A 16,463-nucleotide genomic window follows, 5' to 3' on the forward strand; every position below is an offset into this window, starting at 1 on the left:
AAACCCCAAGGCTCACCTAAGATACGCCAGGTAGCACCCTGTTTTCGCGAGGATACGCCGTGACCGACTTTCCCCTCTCACTCACCTCGCCCAACCAGCGGTGCGTGGGTTGCCAGCAAAGCGAGCCTCTGGGGTTCGACTTTGCGTTCGCCTACCAGCCTATCGTAGACCTGCGTGACCATTCGATCTTCGCCAACGAAGCCCTGGTGCGCGGTCCCCAGGGAGAAGGCGCGCTGTCGGTGCTGGCTCAGGTCAACGAAACCAATCGCTACCGCTTCGACCAGCGCTGCCGGACCAAGGCCATCGCCGGTGCCGCAGCCCTGGGCATGCAGACTCACCTTTCCATCAACTTCATGCCCAATGCTGTATATCGTCCGGAACTGTGTATCCGCAGCACTCTGGAGGCCGCCCGGGCGCACAATTTCCCGCTGGACCGGCTGATTTTCGAGACCCTGGAAAGCGAGCACGTAGATAACTATCGCCATTTGACGAATATTCTGCGTGAATACCGCGAATTCGGCTTCAAGACCGCCATCGACGATTTCGGCGCGGGCTATTCGGGGCTGAACCTGCTGGCCGATTTCCAACCTGACTTGATCAAGCTCGACATGGCGCTGATTCGCGATGTCGACCAGGATCGTGTCCGTCAGGTGATCGTCCGGGGGATTGTCACAATCTGTGAGCAGTTGGGGGTTACTGTCATCGCCGAGGGCATCGAAAGTGCCGGCGAGCGCGACTTCCTGTCCGACTGCGGAATATTTCTGATGCAGGGCTTCTGGTTCGCCAAGCCTGCATTCAAAGCGTTGGCTGAGGTATCTCCTCAAGCCTGGGCGAATTGACCGGTTAACCATATTGAAGACATTTGACCATTTGACCGTTGTGGGTCTGCGTGAGTGGGTGGCACTTCCCGACTTGGGAGTGGCGGGCCTGCGGGCGAAGATCGACACCGGTGCCAGTACCTCAAGCCTGCACGCCACCGATATCGAGCCCTTTGAGCGCGACGGTGAAAAGTGGGTGCGTTTTACCGCGCACTTGGGCAGCGTGGTGCAACTGCGTCACCGCCGCTGTGAAGCGCCCCTGGTGACGATGAAAACCATCAAGAGCTCCAACGGCCATGCACAGGTGCGCTACGTGATCAGCACCACCCTGGCCCTGGGTGATCGGGTATGGCGGGTGGAGTTCACCCTCGCCTGTCGCAAAGCCATGCGTTACCGCCTGCTGCTGGGCTCCAAGGCGCTGATTGACGGCCAGTTGGTGGTCAATCCGGGCCTCAAGTACGTTCAAGACAAGCCGGTGTTCCCGGTCTCCACTATTTCTGCCCCAGGTGCTGCATGAAGATTGCTGTGCTGTCGCGAAACCCGCGTCTGTATTCCACCCGCCGCCTGGTCGAGGCCGGCACTGAACGTGGCCATGAAATGGTGGTGATCGACACGTTGCGTGCCTACATGAATATTGCCAGCCACAAGCCGCAGATCCACTACCGGGGCAAGCCCCTGGAAGGCTTTGATGCGGTGATCCCGCGTATCGGCGCTTCGGTGACGTTCTATGGCTGCGCGGTATTGCGCCAGTTTGAAATGATGGGGGTGTTTCCGCTGAATGAATCCGTGGCCATTGCGCGCTCGCGGGACAAGCTGCGCGCCCTGCAACTGCTGTCGCGCCGGGGTATCGGTCTGCCGGTCACCGGTTTTGCCCACTCTCCGGACGACATTCCCGACCTGATCGAGATGGTCAATGGCGCACCGCTGGTGATCAAGGTACTGGAAGGCACCCAGGGCATCGGGGTGGTGCTGTGTGAAACAGCAACGGCGGCGGAGTCGGTGATTGAGGCGTTCATGGGCCTCAAGCAGAACATCATGGTGCAGGAATACATCAAGGAAGCGGGCGGCGCGGACATTCGCTGCTTCGTGGTGGGCGACAAGGTGATCGCAGCCATGAAGCGCCAGGCCAAGCCCGGTGAGTTCCGCTCCAACCTGCACCGTGGCGGCAGCGCCAGCCTGATCAAGATCACCCCGGAAGAGCGCATGACCGCGCTGCGGGCGGCAAAGGTGATGGGGCTGAGCGTAGCGGGTGTGGACATCCTGCGCTCCAACCATGGCCCCCTGGTGATGGAAGTAAACTCATCGCCGGGCCTGGAAGGGATCGAAACCACCACCGGTAAGGATGTGGCGGGGATCATCATTCAGCATCTGGAGAAGAATGGCGGGCCGAATATGACTCGGACCAAGGGAAAGGGCTGAATACCCACATCTGCCACACGCCGCAAACCACTGTGGGAGCTGGCTTGCCTACGATGACGCCGGTACATTCAACATCGTCGTTGAATGAACTACCGCTATCGCAGGCAAGCCAGCTCCCACATTTGCATTCATATTGCTTGTTAGACAGCGTCTCTAGGCAGCATCAACCCCAGCGGCAGCCGCACCCGTGCTTCCAACCCGCCGCCTTCCCGGTTGCGCAACTCGACATTGCCGCCATGCATCGACGCAATACGCCGCACAATCGCCAACCCCAACCCCGTGCCCTTGCCTCCTCGGGCGCGGTCACCACGGGTGAAGGGGTTGAAGATACCCTCCAGCTCAGCCGGGTCGATTCCTGTGCCACGGTCCATCACGCTCAGCACCACGTAAGGCGCGGCACTGTCGCCAGAAACGTACGCCGCCACTTCCACATCGGAACCGGCATGGTGCAAGGCGTTGCCAATCAAGTTGTTCAGCAGGCGCTTCATCGACACCCGGCGTAATGCGAACGGCTGGATCGGCTCCAGGCGCGTGCGCACCTGCTCACCATTCTGGTTATAGGGCGCAACCACCTCACGCACGAGGTCGGTGAGGTCGACCTCCTCGACCACTTCATCCCGCCCGTCACGGATGAACGCCAGGAACTGGTCCAGAATAGCGTCCATGTCCTCGATGTCGCGCACCATGTCATCGGTGAGGTCGGTATGGTCCCCCATCAACTCCAGGGACAACCGTAATCGCGTCAGTGGCGTGCGCAAGTCATGGGACACCCCCGCCAGCATCAACTCGCGTTCGCGCCCGGCCTGTTCGACATCTTCTGCCATCTGGTTGAAGGCGCCGTACACCTCGGTCATCTCACTGGGCGTGTCGCTGACCGGCAAGCGCACACTGCGCCCCTGGCCCAGTTGGCGAGCGGCAAACACCAGGCGCTTGAGGGGTTGGTTGAGCTGGCGGACGAAAATCCACGCGGACGCCGTTGAAAGCAAGCCAATGGCCAGGAACCAGCCCAACACGTTCCAGATTTTTTGCCCCCTCAGCGGGTGCGGATAAAGCGGAACCTTGATCCAGGCATCCCCCAGGCTTGGCGCTCGCACCCACAGCGCAGGCGAAACATGCATACGCAGCCGCACCTCGGTGTCGGCACCCAACTCGGCCTGCATCTGGCGCTGGTAGATCTCGCTGTAAGGCCAATGCTGCTCGCCTTCAGGCACACCAGCGCCGTCAACCCGCGTCAGCGTCGACGCCTTGGCTACTTTTTCGCGGTTCTCAGGGTCTACCGCCCAATAACCACGCAACGTCAGGGCGACACCATGGCTGTACTGCCGGTCCACCAGCACGTCTTCGTTCATCAACAGATAAACCAGCGTGAGCGCCTTGGAAAACAGAACGACAATAAGCACCAGCCAGAGGGTGCGGGAGAAGAAACTTTGTGGGAACCACAGCGGGGTTTTCATAGATGAAAGCTGCACACCTTGCAGGAACGAGCGGCGCTCGCAGAATTGCAGACGCCGGGCATCCCGTCGACCCTCATGGAGTCAAACGCCAGGATACCCGCCCCTGCAAATCATCGGTCACTTGGTTGCGGTGCCATCCGGCACAAACACATAACCCACACCCCACACCGTCTGGATATACCGCGGCTTGGACGGGTCTGGCTCGATCATCCGGCGCAATCGGGAAATCTGCACGTCGATGGAGCGCTCGAGGGCGTCCCATTCCCGGCCACGGGCCAGGTTCATCAGCTTGTCACGGGTCAGCGGCTGGCGAGCGTTCATCACCAGGGCCTTGAGCACTGCGAATTCGCCGGTGGTGAGCATGTGCACTTCTTCACCGCGCTTGAGCTCACGGGTGGCCAGCGACAATTCGTAATCGCCAAAGGTGACGCTTTCGTCTTCGCTGCCCGGTGCACCCGGTACCGCCGGTGCCTGGCGACGCAACACGGCCTTGACCCGCGCCATCAGCTCATCGGGGTTGAACGGCTTGGCCAGGTAGTCATCAGCGCCCAGCTCCAGGCCCTTGATGCGGCTCAGTTCATCGCCCTTGGCGGTGAGCATGATGATCGGGATCTGATTGTTCGCACCGCGCAGGCGCTTGCAGGCAGTGAGGCCGTCTTCACCGGGCAACATCAGGTCGAGTACGACCAGGTTGAAAACTTCACGCCCTAACAGACGATCCATCTGTTCGGTGTTCGGCACCGCGCGGGCACGATAGCCCTTGGAGTTGAAAAAACGCTCCAGCAGGCTGCTCAGCCCCGGATCGTCATCAACGATGAGAATTTTTTCGCCTTCAGCAGTTTGTGCGGTGCTGCTCATTGGATGCTCCTCTTATCTCGGCGCGCATTATGGCGTAGCTGCCGTTATACGCACCGTGTGCATTGTTAGCAGATTTTTCATCTACTGCCAGCGAACCCGCGCCCTACAAGCTGCGGCGCAGTAGCCCCCAAGGGCAGAACGCTGGTTATAATGCGGCGCCTCCGTGCAGGGCAACGTCAGATCGTTACCGTTTGCTGCCGGGCTTTTTTTACCCGCTTGTCGTGACTTTTTCGATTTCGAGGGTCAATAGCCAGCCTCTTGACCCAGGCAGCGGCGCCAGTCGGGCCGCTCAACCAGCCTCGCCGAGCCTTGTTTTTACGGGCCGGCGCGCTGATTTTAAGAATTTCAGGTGGTTTTATGGACAGCATCAACAGCCGCATCGCCGAGGAACTCGGTGTACGCCCACAACAGGTCGAAGCGGCCGTCGCTCTACTGGATGAAGGCTCCACCGTGCCCTTCATCGCCCGTTACCGAAAAGAAGTGACCGGCAGCCTCGACGACACCCAACTGCGTCACCTGGAAGAGCGCCTGCGCTACCTGCGAGAACTCGACGAACGGCGTATCAGCATTCTCGCCAGCATCGAGGAACAGGGCAAGTTGACCCCTCAACTGGAACGCGACATCAAACTCGCGGACACCAAGACCCGCCTCGAAGACCTTTACCTGCCGTACAAACAGAAACGTCGTACAAAGGGCCAGATCGCCCTGGAAGCCGGCCTGGGTGATTTGGCCGATGGCTTGTTCAACGACCCATCGTTGACCCCGGAAACCGAAGCCGCGCGCTTCATCGACGCGGAAAAAGGCGTCGCCGACGTCAAGGCCGCCCTCGAAGGCGCCAAGTACATCCTGATGGAGCGCTTCGCCGAAAACGCCAGCCTCCTGGAAAAACTGCGTACCTACCTCAAGCAGGAAGCCATCCTCAGCGCCCGCGTCATCGCCGGCAAAGAGGAAGAAGGCGCCAAGTTCCGCGACTACTTCGAACACGACGAGCCGCTCAAAAGCATGCCGTCCCACCGCGCCCTGGCGATTTTCCGCGGCCGTAACGAAGGCATTCTCAGCTCCGCGCTGAAAGTCGGTGACGAGCTGCCGGGCACCATGCACCCGTGCGAAGGCATGATCGGTCAACAATTCGGCATCCAGAACCAGAACCGCCCGGCAGACAAGTGGCTCGGCGAAGTGGTGCGCTGGACCTGGAAGGTCAAGCTCTACACTCATCTGGAAACCGACCTGCTGGGCGAGTTGCGCGACGGCGCCGAAACCGAAGCGATCAACGTGTTCGCCCATAACCTACACGACCTGCTGTTGGCCGCACCGGCTGGCCCGCGTGCCACCCTGGGCCTCGACCCGGGGCTGCGCACCGGTTGCAAGGTCGCGGTGGTCGACGCCACCGGCAAGCTGCTGGACCACGCCACCGTGTACCCACACGTACCGCACAACAAGTGGGACCAGACCCTGGCGATCCTGGCCGCCTTGTGCGCCAAGCACGCGGTGGACCTGATCGCCATCGGCAACGGCACCGCCAGCCGCGAAACCGACAAGCTGGCCGCCGAGCTGATCAAAAAATACCCAGCCATGAAGATGACCAAGGTCATGGTCTCCGAAGCAGGCGCTTCGGTGTACTCGGCGTCGGAGCTGGCCTCCAAGGAATTCCCGGACCTCGACGTGTCGATCCGTGGCGCGGTGTCCATCGCTCGTCGCCTGCAAGACCCGTTGGCCGAACTGGTGAAAATCGACCCTAAATCCATCGGCGTCGGCCAGTACCAGCACGACGTATCGCAGCTGAAACTGGCACGCGGCCTGGATGCGGTGGTGGAAGACTGCGTAAACGCCGTGGGCGTAGACGTGAACACCGCTTCGGTGGCACTGCTGGCGCGAATCTCGGGCCTCAACGCGACCCTGGCGCAGAACATCGTCAGCCATCGCGACGAAAACGGCGCGTTCAAAACCCGTGCTGCGCTGAAAAAAGTCGCACGCCTGGGTGAAAAAACCTTTGAACAAGCGGCCGGCTTCCTGCGCGTCATGAACGGCGATAACCCCCTGGACGCCTCGGCAGTTCACCCGGAGGCCTACCCGCTGGTGCAACGCATTGCCGCCGAAACCGACCGCGATATCCGTTCGTTGATTGGTGATGCCGCGTTCCTCAAGCGCCTGGACCCGAAGAAGTACACCGACGAAACCTTCGGTGTGCCGACCATCACCGACATTCTGCAAGAGCTGGAAAAGCCTGGCCGCGACCCGCGTCCCGAGTTCAAGACCGCCGAGTTCCAGGACGGCGTCGAAGACCTCAAGGACCTGCAACCGGGCATGATCCTCGAAGGCGTGGTGACCAACGTGACCAACTTCGGCGCGTTCGTGGACATCGGCGTGCATCAGGACGGTTTGGTGCATATCTCCGCGCTTTCGGAGAAGTTCATCAAGGACCCACGTGAGGCGGTGAAAGCCGGTGACGTGGTCAAGGTCAAGGTCATGGAAGTCGACATCCCACGCAAACGCGTCGGCCTGTCGATGCGCATGAGCGATACCCCCGGCGAGAAAATCGATGGTGCCCGTGGCGCTCGCCCCGGTTCGGCGCCGCGCCAGTCGCAGAACAACGCCCCGCGCAAGGAAACCACCACCGCCGCGCCAAGCAACAACGCCATGGCGTCGCTGTTTGCCAACGCTAAACAGTTGAAGAAGCGCTGATGGAAATTCCGGCCGGTTTGACCCAGAGCGCATTCAGCGAACTGATCGGCTGCCGCCTGCAACGCCTGGAAGAGGGCGTTGCCGAGGTGGCCCTGACCCTGGAGCCGCATCTGCGCAACCGCGCGGGCAAGCTCCATGGCGGGGCGATTTTCAGCCTGGTGGATATAACCATGGGCCTGGCCTGTTCCAGCGCCCATGGTTTCGACCAGCAGAGCGCCACCATCGAATGCAAGATCAACTATATCCGCGCCGTGGAAGACGGTGAGGTGCTGTGCACCAGCCGGGTGATCCACGCCGGTCGCCGCACCCTGGTGGTCGAGGCCGACGTGTATCAGAGCGAAAGACTTGTCGCAAAAGCACAGGGCACGTTCGCTGTCCTATAGCTCCCCACCCCCGATTTGAGTTAATTTCGGCGCTGCGATAACAGCGTCGGAATTTTCTCGCTGCGCTGTAGCCCAATTCATGGAGTGAAGTCGGCAAATTCAGAGCGGGTCAAATCGACTCAAAACCAGGCGATCACGCCAGTTTCAACTTCACCCTTGTAGACCGTCCTGCCCACCCCCATATTGGGGCGACTGACGCGTGAAGGAATCCAACTTGAGCGAACTTCTCAACCGCCGCCTGGCCCTGCTCGGCAAGCGCGAACACCTCTCCCTGCTAGAGCAATGCTTGCACGGCATCGAGCGCGAATGTCTGCGCGTCACCAACGAAGGTCGACTGGCGCAAACGCCGCACCCCGAAGCCCTGGGCGCCGCGCTGACCAATGAACAGATCACCACCGACTACTCGGAATCGCTGCTGGAGTTCATCACCCCTGCCCTGCCAAACCCGGCCGATACTCTGAGCAGCCTGGACAAGATCCATCGCTTTGCCTACACCAAGCTGGGCAGCGAATACCTGTGGAGCCCCTCGATGCCGTGCCCGTTGCCGGCCGAGGAAGATATTCCGATTGCCTACTACGGCACCTCCAACATCGGCCAGCTCAAGTACGTGTACCGCAAGGGCCTGGCCCTGCGTTACGGCAAGACCATGCAGTGCATCGCCGGCATCCACTACAACTTTTCCCTGCCGGAAGCGTTATGGCCGTTGCTCAAGGAAACAGAAGGGTTTGTCGGCACCGACCGTGACTATCAATCCACGGCCTACATCGCGCTGATCCGTAATTTCCGGCGCTACAGCTGGCTGTTGATGTACCTGTTCGGTGCCTCGCCAGCCCTGGATGCCGGCTTCCTGCGCGGACGCTCGCATCAGCTTGAAGTCCTCGACGCCGACACGCTGTACCTGCCCTACGCCACCAGCCTGCGCATGAGCGACCTGGGGTACCAGAGCAACGCCCAGGCCGGCCTGACGCCGTGCTACAACGATTTGGCCAGCTACACCGACAGCCTGCGCGAAGCGGTGGCAACACCCTACGCGCCCTATGTAGAAGTCGGCACGCACAAGGATGGCGAGTGGGTACAGCTCAATACCAACATCCTGCAGATCGAAAACGAGTACTACTCCAACATCCGTCCCAAGCGCGTGACCTACACCGGCGAGCGGCCGATCCAGGCGTTGATGGCCCGCGGCATCCAGTACATCGAAGTACGCTGCCTGGACATCAACCCGTTCCTGCCGATGGGTATCGACCTGCCAGAGTCGCGGTTCCTCGACGCATTCCTGCTGTACTGCGCGCTGAACGACAGCCCACTGTTCGCCAACAACGAGTGCGGCAACGCCACCTCCAACTTCCTCAGCGTGGTCAAGGAAGGCCGCCGTCCGGGCCTGCAATTGCAGCGTGACGGCCAGCCGGTTGACATGAAGGAGTGGGCGGCCGAGTTGCTGGAGAAGATTGCCCCGCTGGCCGCCCTGCTCGATCAGAGCCATGGCATCTCCGAGCACAGCGAGGCATTGGACGCCCAGTTGGCCAAGGTCAAGGACCCATCCCTGACGCCGTCGGCTCAGGTATTGGCAGCCATGGCTGAGCGCAAGGAAAGCTTTGCGCAGTTCTCCCTGCATCAAAGCGAAGTCCATGCCGAATACTTCCGCAAAGAACCTTTGGCGCCTGAGGAACAAGCGCACTTTGAAGAACTGGCCCGTGCGTCGCTGGCGCAACAGGCAGAGCTGGAGCAGAACGAAGTAGGCGATTTCGATGTGTTTGTCGGTTCGTACCAGGCAAGCATCCTCGCCATCAGCAACTAACCTCAGGCTCGCTCCCCTGTGGGAGCTGGCTTGTGTGGGAGCTGGCTTGCCTGCGATATCGGTGGGTCAGCAACCCACCTGTTGACTGATACACCGCTATCGCAGGCAAGCCAGCTCCCACATTATTCTGCCAGCCTGAAAACAGGCTTCGCCATTTACCCTCATAAGCTAATTCGAAAAAGTTATTTATTTTCGAATTCTTAGATCATTTAGTCTCCTCTCACGCCGACCCTCGGCCGCCTGATTGAGGAGCTTCCCTTTGAAACTGCTGACCCCTCTGCGCCTGTTGGCCGCATTGTCCCTGGCCGGTGCCAGCCTGTTTGCCCAGGCGGCGGACGTGACCATTGCGTATCAGACCACCGTGGACCCGGCCAAAGTCGCCCAAGCCGACGGCGCCTATGAAAAAGCCACCAACGCCAAGATCGACTGGCGCAAATTCGACAATGGCGCCGACATCATCGCCGCCATCGCGTCCGGCGACGTGCAGATCGGCTACCTCGGTTCCAGCCCGCTCACCGCCGCGATAACCCGTAAAGTCCCGGTGCAAACCTTCCTCGTCGCCACCCAGATCGGCGGCGCCGAAGCCCTGGTGGCGCGTAACGGTTCGGGGATCAACAGCCCTCAGGACCTGGTCGGCAAAAAAATCGCTGTGCCCTTCGTTTCCACCGGCCACTACAGCCTGCTCGCCGCCCTTAAACACTGGAACATCGACCCGGCCAAAGTCACCATTCTCAACCTCGCCCCGCCGGCCATCATTGCCGCCTGGAAGCGCGGTGATATCGACGCCACCTATGTCTGGGACCCAGCCCTGGGCGTGGCCAAGGAAACCGGCAAGGTGCTGATCACCTCCGGGGAGCTGGCCAAGTTCGGCGCGCCGACGTTCGATGCCTGGATCGTGCGCAAGGACTTCGCCGAGAAGCACCCAGAGATTGTCACCGCCTTCGCCAAGGTCACTCTGGATGCCTACGCCGCCTACCGCAAAGACCCACAAGCCTGGCTCGCCGATTCCGGCAACGTCGACAAACTGGTGAAACTCTCCGGCGCCAAGGCCAGCGATATCCCGTTGCTGCTGCAAGGCAACGTCTACCCGTTGGCCGCCGACCAGGTAACGCTGCTGGGCGCACCGACCACCAAGGCCGTCACCGACACCGCTGCGTTCCTCAAGGAGCAAGGCAAGGTCGAGGCCGTGCTGCCCGACTACGCCCCTTATGTCAGCGCCAAGTTCATTACCAACTGACTCAGGAGTTCACTGCGATGGCCTTGCTACAACTGGAGCGCATCAGCGCACAGTACCCAGGCGCCCCGGAACCGGTACTGTCCGATATTTCACTGGAGCTTGGGCCCCAGCAATTGCTGGTCGCCCTGGGCCCGTCCGGCAGCGGCAAGACCTCGTTGTTGAACCTGATTGCCGGCTTCGTCGAACCGTCTGCCGGGCGTATCACCCTCGATGGCGTGCCGGTCAAAGGCCCCAGCGCCGAGCGCGGCGTGGTGTTCCAGGACGATGCCCTGCTGCCCTGGCAGGACGTGCTGGCCAATGTGGCTTTCGGCCTGGAACTGGCCGGCGTGCCCAAGGCGCAGCGCGACGTGCGGGCGCGTGAAATGCTCGCGCTGGTGGACCTGGCCGGTTTCGACAACCGCCGCATCTGGCAACTCTCCGGTGGCCAGAAGCAACGCGTCGGCCTGGCGCGTGCGCTGGCGGCCGACCCGCGTGTACTGCTGATGGACGAACCCTTCGGCGCCCTGGATGCCTTCACCCGTGAACAGATGCAGGAGTTGCTGCTGCAAGTGTGGCGGCGCACGGCCAAGCCGGTATTCCTGATTACCCACGACATTGAAGAAGCGGTGTTTCTGGCCACCGACTTGATCTTGCTGGCGCCCAACCCCGGCCAGATCGTCGAACGCTTGCAGCTGGATTTCGGCCAACGTTACGCCGCCGGTGAATCAGCCCGCGCAATCAAATCCGACCCGCGCTTTATCGAAACCCGTGAGCATGTGCTGGGCAAAGTGTTCTCCCAACGGCAGGTGTACGCATGAGCAGCTACGAACTTCCCGCCACGGCCACCGAGCCTGCGACACATGCCGTGATCCCGCTGCGCCGTCGCCTGAGCACGCGCTGGATCAGCCTGCTGACCCTGGCGGCCTTGCTTGCCCTGTGGTGGGCGGTGACCGCCACCGGTTTGATCGAACCTTTGTTCCTGCCGCCACCGTCCGCCGTGTTGCAAAAAGGCTGGCTGCTGGCAACCACCGGCTACATGGATTCCACTTTGTGGCAGCACCTGGGCGCGAGCCTCAGTCGCATCGGCCTGGGCCTGGGCTTTGCAGTACTGACCGCCGTGCCGGTGGGGATCGCCATCGGTGCCAACCGTATCGCCCGTGGCATTCTCGATCCGCTGATCGAGTTCTACCGGCCGATTCCGCCCCTGGCCTACCTGCCGTTGATCGTGATCTGGTGCGGCATTGGCGAGCTGTCCAAGGTGCTGCTGATCTACCTCGCTATCTTCGCCCCGATTGCCATCGCCACCGCCACTGGGGTGCGCACCGTCGACCCGGCCAAATTACGCGCGGCGCAGTCGTTGGGCGCCAGCCGCGCGCAACTGATTCGCCATGTGATCCTGCCCAGCGCCCTGCCCGATATCCTCACCGGTGTGCGCATCGGCCTGGGCGTGGGCTGGTCGACCCTGGTGGCGGCCGAGTTGATTGCCGCCACCAGCGGCCTGGGCTTCATGGTGCAGTCGGCGGCGCAGTTTCTGGTCACTGATGTGGTGGTGCTGGGCATCCTGGTCATCGCCCTGATCGCCTTCGCCATGGAAATGGGCCTGCGCGCCCTGCAGCGTAAATTAGTGCCCTGGCATGGCCAAGCACACTGAGTGAAGAACCCACAATGAGCAGCCTGACCGTTACCCCATTAAGCTCCGCCCTGGGCGCCCAGATCGGCGGCGTCGATATCACCCAGCCGCTGACTCCCGAACAGCGCGACGCCATTGAACAGGCGTTGCTCGACTATTCGGTGCTGTTCTTCCGTGACCAGCCGATCACCCCTGCGCAACAGGCACGGTTCGCGGCAAACTTTGGCGACCTGCACATCCACCCGATCTACCCCAACGTGCCGGAACAGCCCGAAGTGCTGATCCTCGACACCGCCGTCACGGATGTGCGTGATAACGCGGTGTGGCATACCGACGTGACGTTCCTGCCCACGCCTGCTCTGGGCGCAGTGCTCAGCGCCAAGCTGTTGCCAGCGTTCGGCGGCGATACCTTGTGGGCCAGTGGGATTGCGGCTTATGAAGCACTGTCTGACCCGCTAAAGCGCTTGCTCGATGGCCTCACCGCCACACACGACTTCACCAAGTCGTTCCCGCTGGAGCGCTTTGGCAACACCGCCGAGGACCTTGTGCGCTGGGAAGCAACCCGCAAGAAAAACCCGCCGCTATCGCACCCAGTCGTGCGCACGCATCCGGTGAGTGGACGTAAATCGCTGTTCGTCAGCGACGGCTTCACCACCCGAATAAATGAACTGGAACCGGCCGAAAGCGAGGCCATTCTCAAGCTGCTGTTCGCCCACGCCACCCGCCCGGAATTCACCATTCGCTGGCGCTGGCACGAGAATGATGTGGCGTTCTGGGATAACCGCGTCACCCAGCATTACGCCGTGGATGACTACCGGCCGCAGCGGCGGGTGATGCACCGGGCGACGATTCTTGGGGATGTGCCGTTCTAACGCTTGGCGAGAGATCGTTCCCACGCTCTGCGTGGGAATGCCCCCTGTGACGCTCTGCGTCACGACTTTAAAGCGGACGCCGAGCGTCCGGGGCTGCATTCCCACGCAGAGCGTGGGAACGATCACCCAGTGGTGTAAGGTTATTCAGCGGTGGACGGTTTTTCCCACAGGTTGATCCCACCTTCCTGCGCAAACCGATCAATCTCCGCCAGTTCTTCTGCACTGAAGCTCAAGTTTTTCAACGCCCCGACGTTCTCGATAATCTGCTCCGGCCGGCTTGCGCCGATCAGCGCACTGGTTACCCGTGGATCACGTAACGTCCACGCCAGCGCCAACTGGGCCAGGCTCTGGCCACGGCGTTTGGCGATTTCATTCAGGCCGCGTACATGGGCGATGTTGGCTTCGGACAGGTGTTGGGCCTGCAACGAGCCACCACCCGGACGATTGACCCGCGCATCGGCCGGTACCCCGTTGAGGTATTTATCGGTCAACAAACCCTGGGCCAGCGGCGTGAAGGCGATCACCCCGGCGCCGAGTTCTTCAGTGGTGTCCAGTAGGTCTTTTTCCACCCAACGGTTGAGCAGGTTGTAGGCCGGCTGGTGGATCAACAACGGCACTTTCCACTCGTTGAGCAACGCTGCGATTTCGCGGGTTTTAACCCCGGAGTAAGACGAGATACCGATGTACAACGCCTTGCCTTGCTGCACGGCGGTGGCCAGGGCGCTGGCGGTCTCTTCCAGGGGCGTGTCGGGGTCGAAACGGTGCGAGTAGAAAATATCCACATAATCGACGCCCAGGCGTTGCAGGCTCTGGTCCAGGCTCGCCAATACGTATTTACGCGACCCGCCACCCTGGCCGTAAGGGCCGGGCCACATGTCCCACCCGGCTTTGCTGGAGATGATCAACTCGTCGCGATAGTGCTTGAAGTCTTCGCGCAGCAACCGACCGAAATTGATCTCGGCGCTGCCGTAGGGTGGGCCGTAGTTGTTGGCCAGGTCGAAGTGGTTGATACCCAGGTCGAACGCCGTGCGCAGCAATGCGCGCTGGGTGTCGATCGGGGTGCTGTCACCAAAGTTGTGCCACAACCCCAGGGACAGTGCCGGCAGCACCAATCCACTGCGGCCTACGCGGCGATAAGGAATAGATTCATAGCGGTTTTCGGCAGCAATGTACGTCATCGAATCCTCTCTTGATCTAGGGCAAATAAGGCCCGGGAATAGGCATATTCCCGGGCCTTTTAAGCAGCTGAATCGCTTAAGTCTGCCTCTTCCTTTTACAGCAAAGAGCTACTTGAGAGGAACGCTATCAGCGCACCATGTGCAAGAACTGCAGATGGCGCTCGTACTGGTCGAGGATGTCATTGATGATCTGCTCCTTGGTGTAGCCCACCAGGTCATAGTCCTGGCTGCCCTCACTCAAGTGCACTTCGGCCCGATAGTAGCGGCGGTTGTTGATCTCTTTCTTGCCAATGCCGCCCAAGGCGAACGACGGTGTGAAATAGCCACGCATCTGCACCTGGTAGATGAACGGACGTTCTTCACCATGGCCGATTTCGAGGCTGACGCTGTCGTTGGACGGGTCGGGCTGGGTCACCACCGTAAGGCCCTTCTCGACAAACACTGCGGTCACTTCTTCAATCGCCGGGCGCACCGTGGTGTCGAGGAAACGGTATACCTCATCGCGGGATGGGAAATGCACCGCCTGGCTCAAACGCTGGCGCCAGCCACCTCGGCCTTTGCGCGAAGCGGAGATCGGTGCCAGGGAATGCAACTGCGCGATCTGCTTTTGCGACTCCAGGTAGAACGCCTTGTGCAGCCCCCACATCATCAGCAGCAGGATCAGCGAGAACGGCAGCGAGGTCAGTACCACCGCAGACTTGAGCGAGTCGATACTGCCGGCGAACAGCAACGCACTGGTGACCAGGGCGGTCATCGCGCCCCAGAACACACGCAGCCACTTCGGCCCGTCTTCATCCGCGTTGCCGCCTTTGGACGAGAGGGTGGACAGCACCACAGTGCCGGAGTCAGCCGAGGTCACGAAGAACACAAAGCTGATGAACACCGTGACCGCGATCACCGTCTTGCTCCACGGGTAGGTTTCCAGCAGCAGGTAGAGGCTCATCGATGGGTCATCGATCGCCGACTGGCCCAGTGCAGCCATGCCATGGTTGAGCACCTGATCGATGGCGCTGTTACCGAAGATCGACATCCACGCCAGGGTGAAGCCCAGCGGAATCAGCAGCACGCCAAACACGAATTCGCGGATGGTGCGGCCACGGGAAATGCGCGCGATAAACAGGCCCACGAACGGCGACCATGCGATCCACCAGGCCCAGTAGAACACCGTCCAGCCGCCCAGCCAGTCGCTCGGCTTGTTGTAGGCGTACACATCAAAACTCTTGGTGGGCAACGCCCCCAGATAGTCACCGATGTTCTGGATCAAGGTGTTGAGCAGGTGCTGGGTAGGCCCGGCGAACAACACGAACAGCAGCAGCGCACAGGCCAGCAGCATGTTGATGTCGGACATCACCCGCACGCCCTTGTCGACGCCGGCCACGGCCACGATGATCGCCGCGCCCATCATCAGGGTGATCAGGCCCACCTGGATCCACTGGGTGTGGGCAATGCCAAACAGGTAGTCCAGGCCAGAGTTGAGGTGCAGTACGCCAAAGCCCATGTCGGCGCCCAGGCCGAACACCGTGGCAATGATGCCAAAGCCATCCACCGCGTAACCGATAGGGCCATTGATGCGCTTGCCGATCAGCGGGTACAGCGCCGAGCGCAACGCCAGCGGCAGGTTATGCCGGTAGGCGAAATACGCCAGGGCCATGCCGACAAACGCGAACACGCCCCAGCCATGCAGGCCCCAGTGCAGGAACAACACCTGCATGGCCTGGCGCGCCGCATCGGCGTTCATTGCTTCGCCCTGGGGCGGCTGCACCAAGTGCGTCAACGGCTCCGAGACGCAAAAGAAAAACAGCGTGATGCTGATCCCGGCGGCGAACAACATGCCGGCCCAGGAAAGGTAACTGAATTCGGGCTCGTCGTGGTCGGCACCGAGTTTTATCTTGCCGTAGCCCGATAGCGCGGTGACCACCACGAAGACCAGATACAGCGTCATCGCCAGCATGTAGTACCAGCCGACCGTGTTGGCCGCCCAGTTCTGCGCCGCCAGCAGCCAGGCACCGGCCTGTTGCGGGATAGCGATGACCGTGATGCCGAACAGCAGGATGACGGTGGCGGCAAAATAGAACACGGGCGCATTCATGCGCACCATGCCGCTGGAAGGGGTGGACGATGCACTCATGAACGATGCACCTCAAGGTTGCGGGAT

Annotated in this window: 14 protein-coding genes; 10 read left to right on the forward strand and 4 right to left on the reverse strand. The window is 61.1% G+C overall.

The annotated features are described in order from the left end of the window. Nucleotides 1-59 precede the first annotated feature (59 nt). The 3 genes from HU730_RS11895 to rimK are packed head-to-tail and all read left to right on the forward strand — an operon-like array spanning nucleotide 60 to nucleotide 2,237. Nucleotides 60-839: an EAL domain-containing protein gene (locus tag HU730_RS11895; RefSeq protein ID WP_054896652.1), complete on the forward strand. Its 780-nt coding sequence runs from the start codon at nucleotides 60-62 to the stop codon at nucleotides 837-839. Between the two features lie 46 nt (nucleotides 840-885). Then, nucleotides 886-1,335, forward strand: coding sequence for an ATP-dependent zinc protease (locus HU730_RS11900; protein ID WP_169856571.1), 450 nt, complete (start codon nucleotides 886-888; stop codon nucleotides 1,333-1,335). Beyond that, nucleotides 1,332-2,237 (forward strand): 30S ribosomal protein S6--L-glutamate ligase, encoded by a 906-nt coding sequence (rimK, locus tag HU730_RS11905; protein WP_186526716.1) that lies wholly within the window; start codon nucleotides 1,332-1,334, stop codon nucleotides 2,235-2,237. The genes HU730_RS11900 and rimK overlap by 4 nt, the downstream gene beginning before the upstream one ends. Before the next feature lie 140 nt (nucleotides 2,238-2,377). Here the strand turns inward: rimK and HU730_RS11910 are convergent, their stop codons facing one another. Then, on the reverse strand, nucleotides 2,378-3,691 hold the full coding sequence (locus HU730_RS11910; protein ID WP_003187671.1) for an ATP-binding protein: 1,314 nt from the start codon (nucleotides 3,689-3,691) through the stop codon (nucleotides 2,378-2,380). Nucleotides 3,692-3,808: 117 nt separating this feature from the next. Next, nucleotides 3,809-4,549: a two-component system response regulator OmpR gene (ompR, locus tag HU730_RS11915; RefSeq protein ID WP_003187669.1), complete on the reverse strand. Its 741-nt coding sequence runs from the start codon at nucleotides 4,547-4,549 to the stop codon at nucleotides 3,809-3,811. A gap of 357 nt (nucleotides 4,550-4,906) precedes the next feature. Between ompR and HU730_RS11920 the strand changes: the two genes are divergently transcribed. From HU730_RS11920 to tauD, 7 genes are all read left to right on the forward strand, one after another. Then, nucleotides 4,907-7,231, forward strand: a complete 2,325-nt coding sequence (locus HU730_RS11920) for a Tex family protein (RefSeq protein WP_054896653.1) — start codon at nucleotides 4,907-4,909, stop codon at nucleotides 7,229-7,231. Further along, nucleotides 7,231-7,614: a PaaI family thioesterase gene (locus HU730_RS11925; protein WP_052199927.1), complete on the forward strand. Its 384-nt coding sequence runs from the start codon at nucleotides 7,231-7,233 to the stop codon at nucleotides 7,612-7,614. The genes HU730_RS11920 and HU730_RS11925 overlap by 1 nt, the downstream gene beginning before the upstream one ends. A 214-nt stretch (nucleotides 7,615-7,828) precedes the next feature. Beyond that, nucleotides 7,829-9,412, forward strand: coding sequence for a glutamate--cysteine ligase (gene gshA / locus HU730_RS11930; RefSeq protein WP_186526715.1), 1,584 nt, complete (start codon nucleotides 7,829-7,831; stop codon nucleotides 9,410-9,412). 259 nt (nucleotides 9,413-9,671) lie between these two features. Next, on the forward strand, nucleotides 9,672-10,649 hold the full coding sequence (tauA, locus tag HU730_RS11935) for a taurine ABC transporter substrate-binding protein (protein WP_034125493.1): 978 nt from the start codon (nucleotides 9,672-9,674) through the stop codon (nucleotides 10,647-10,649). A gap of 17 nt (nucleotides 10,650-10,666) precedes the next feature. Continuing rightward, nucleotides 10,667-11,446: a taurine ABC transporter ATP-binding subunit gene (gene tauB / locus HU730_RS11940; RefSeq protein WP_054896655.1), complete on the forward strand. Its 780-nt coding sequence runs from the start codon at nucleotides 10,667-10,669 to the stop codon at nucleotides 11,444-11,446. After that, nucleotides 11,443-12,279 (forward strand): taurine ABC transporter permease TauC, encoded by an 837-nt coding sequence (gene tauC / locus HU730_RS11945; RefSeq protein ID WP_034125491.1) that lies wholly within the window; start codon nucleotides 11,443-11,445, stop codon nucleotides 12,277-12,279. Before tauB ends, tauC begins: the two co-directional genes overlap by 4 nt. Before the next feature lie 14 nt (nucleotides 12,280-12,293). Beyond that, on the forward strand, nucleotides 12,294-13,130 hold the full coding sequence (gene tauD / locus HU730_RS11950) for a taurine dioxygenase (protein WP_186526714.1): 837 nt from the start codon (nucleotides 12,294-12,296) through the stop codon (nucleotides 13,128-13,130). Nucleotides 13,131-13,270: 140 nt separating this feature from the next. Here tauD and mgrA read toward each other — a convergent pair whose 3' ends face one another. After that, nucleotides 13,271-14,308 (reverse strand): L-glyceraldehyde 3-phosphate reductase, encoded by a 1,038-nt coding sequence (gene mgrA, locus HU730_RS11955; RefSeq protein ID WP_034125489.1) that lies wholly within the window; start codon nucleotides 14,306-14,308, stop codon nucleotides 13,271-13,273. Nucleotides 14,309-14,435: 127 nt separating this feature from the next. Beyond that, entirely contained in the window at nucleotides 14,436-16,397 is a 1,962-nt protein-coding gene (gene betT, locus HU730_RS11960; RefSeq protein WP_167514232.1) for a choline transporter BetT, read from the reverse strand. Between the last annotated feature and the right edge of the window lie 66 nt (nucleotides 16,398-16,463).

Origin of the sequence: Pseudomonas sp. SWRI22, assembly GCF_014268395.2 — a bacterium.
In the GTDB taxonomy this organism is placed as follows: domain Bacteria; phylum Pseudomonadota; class Gammaproteobacteria; order Pseudomonadales; family Pseudomonadaceae; genus Aquipseudomonas; species Aquipseudomonas paracarnis.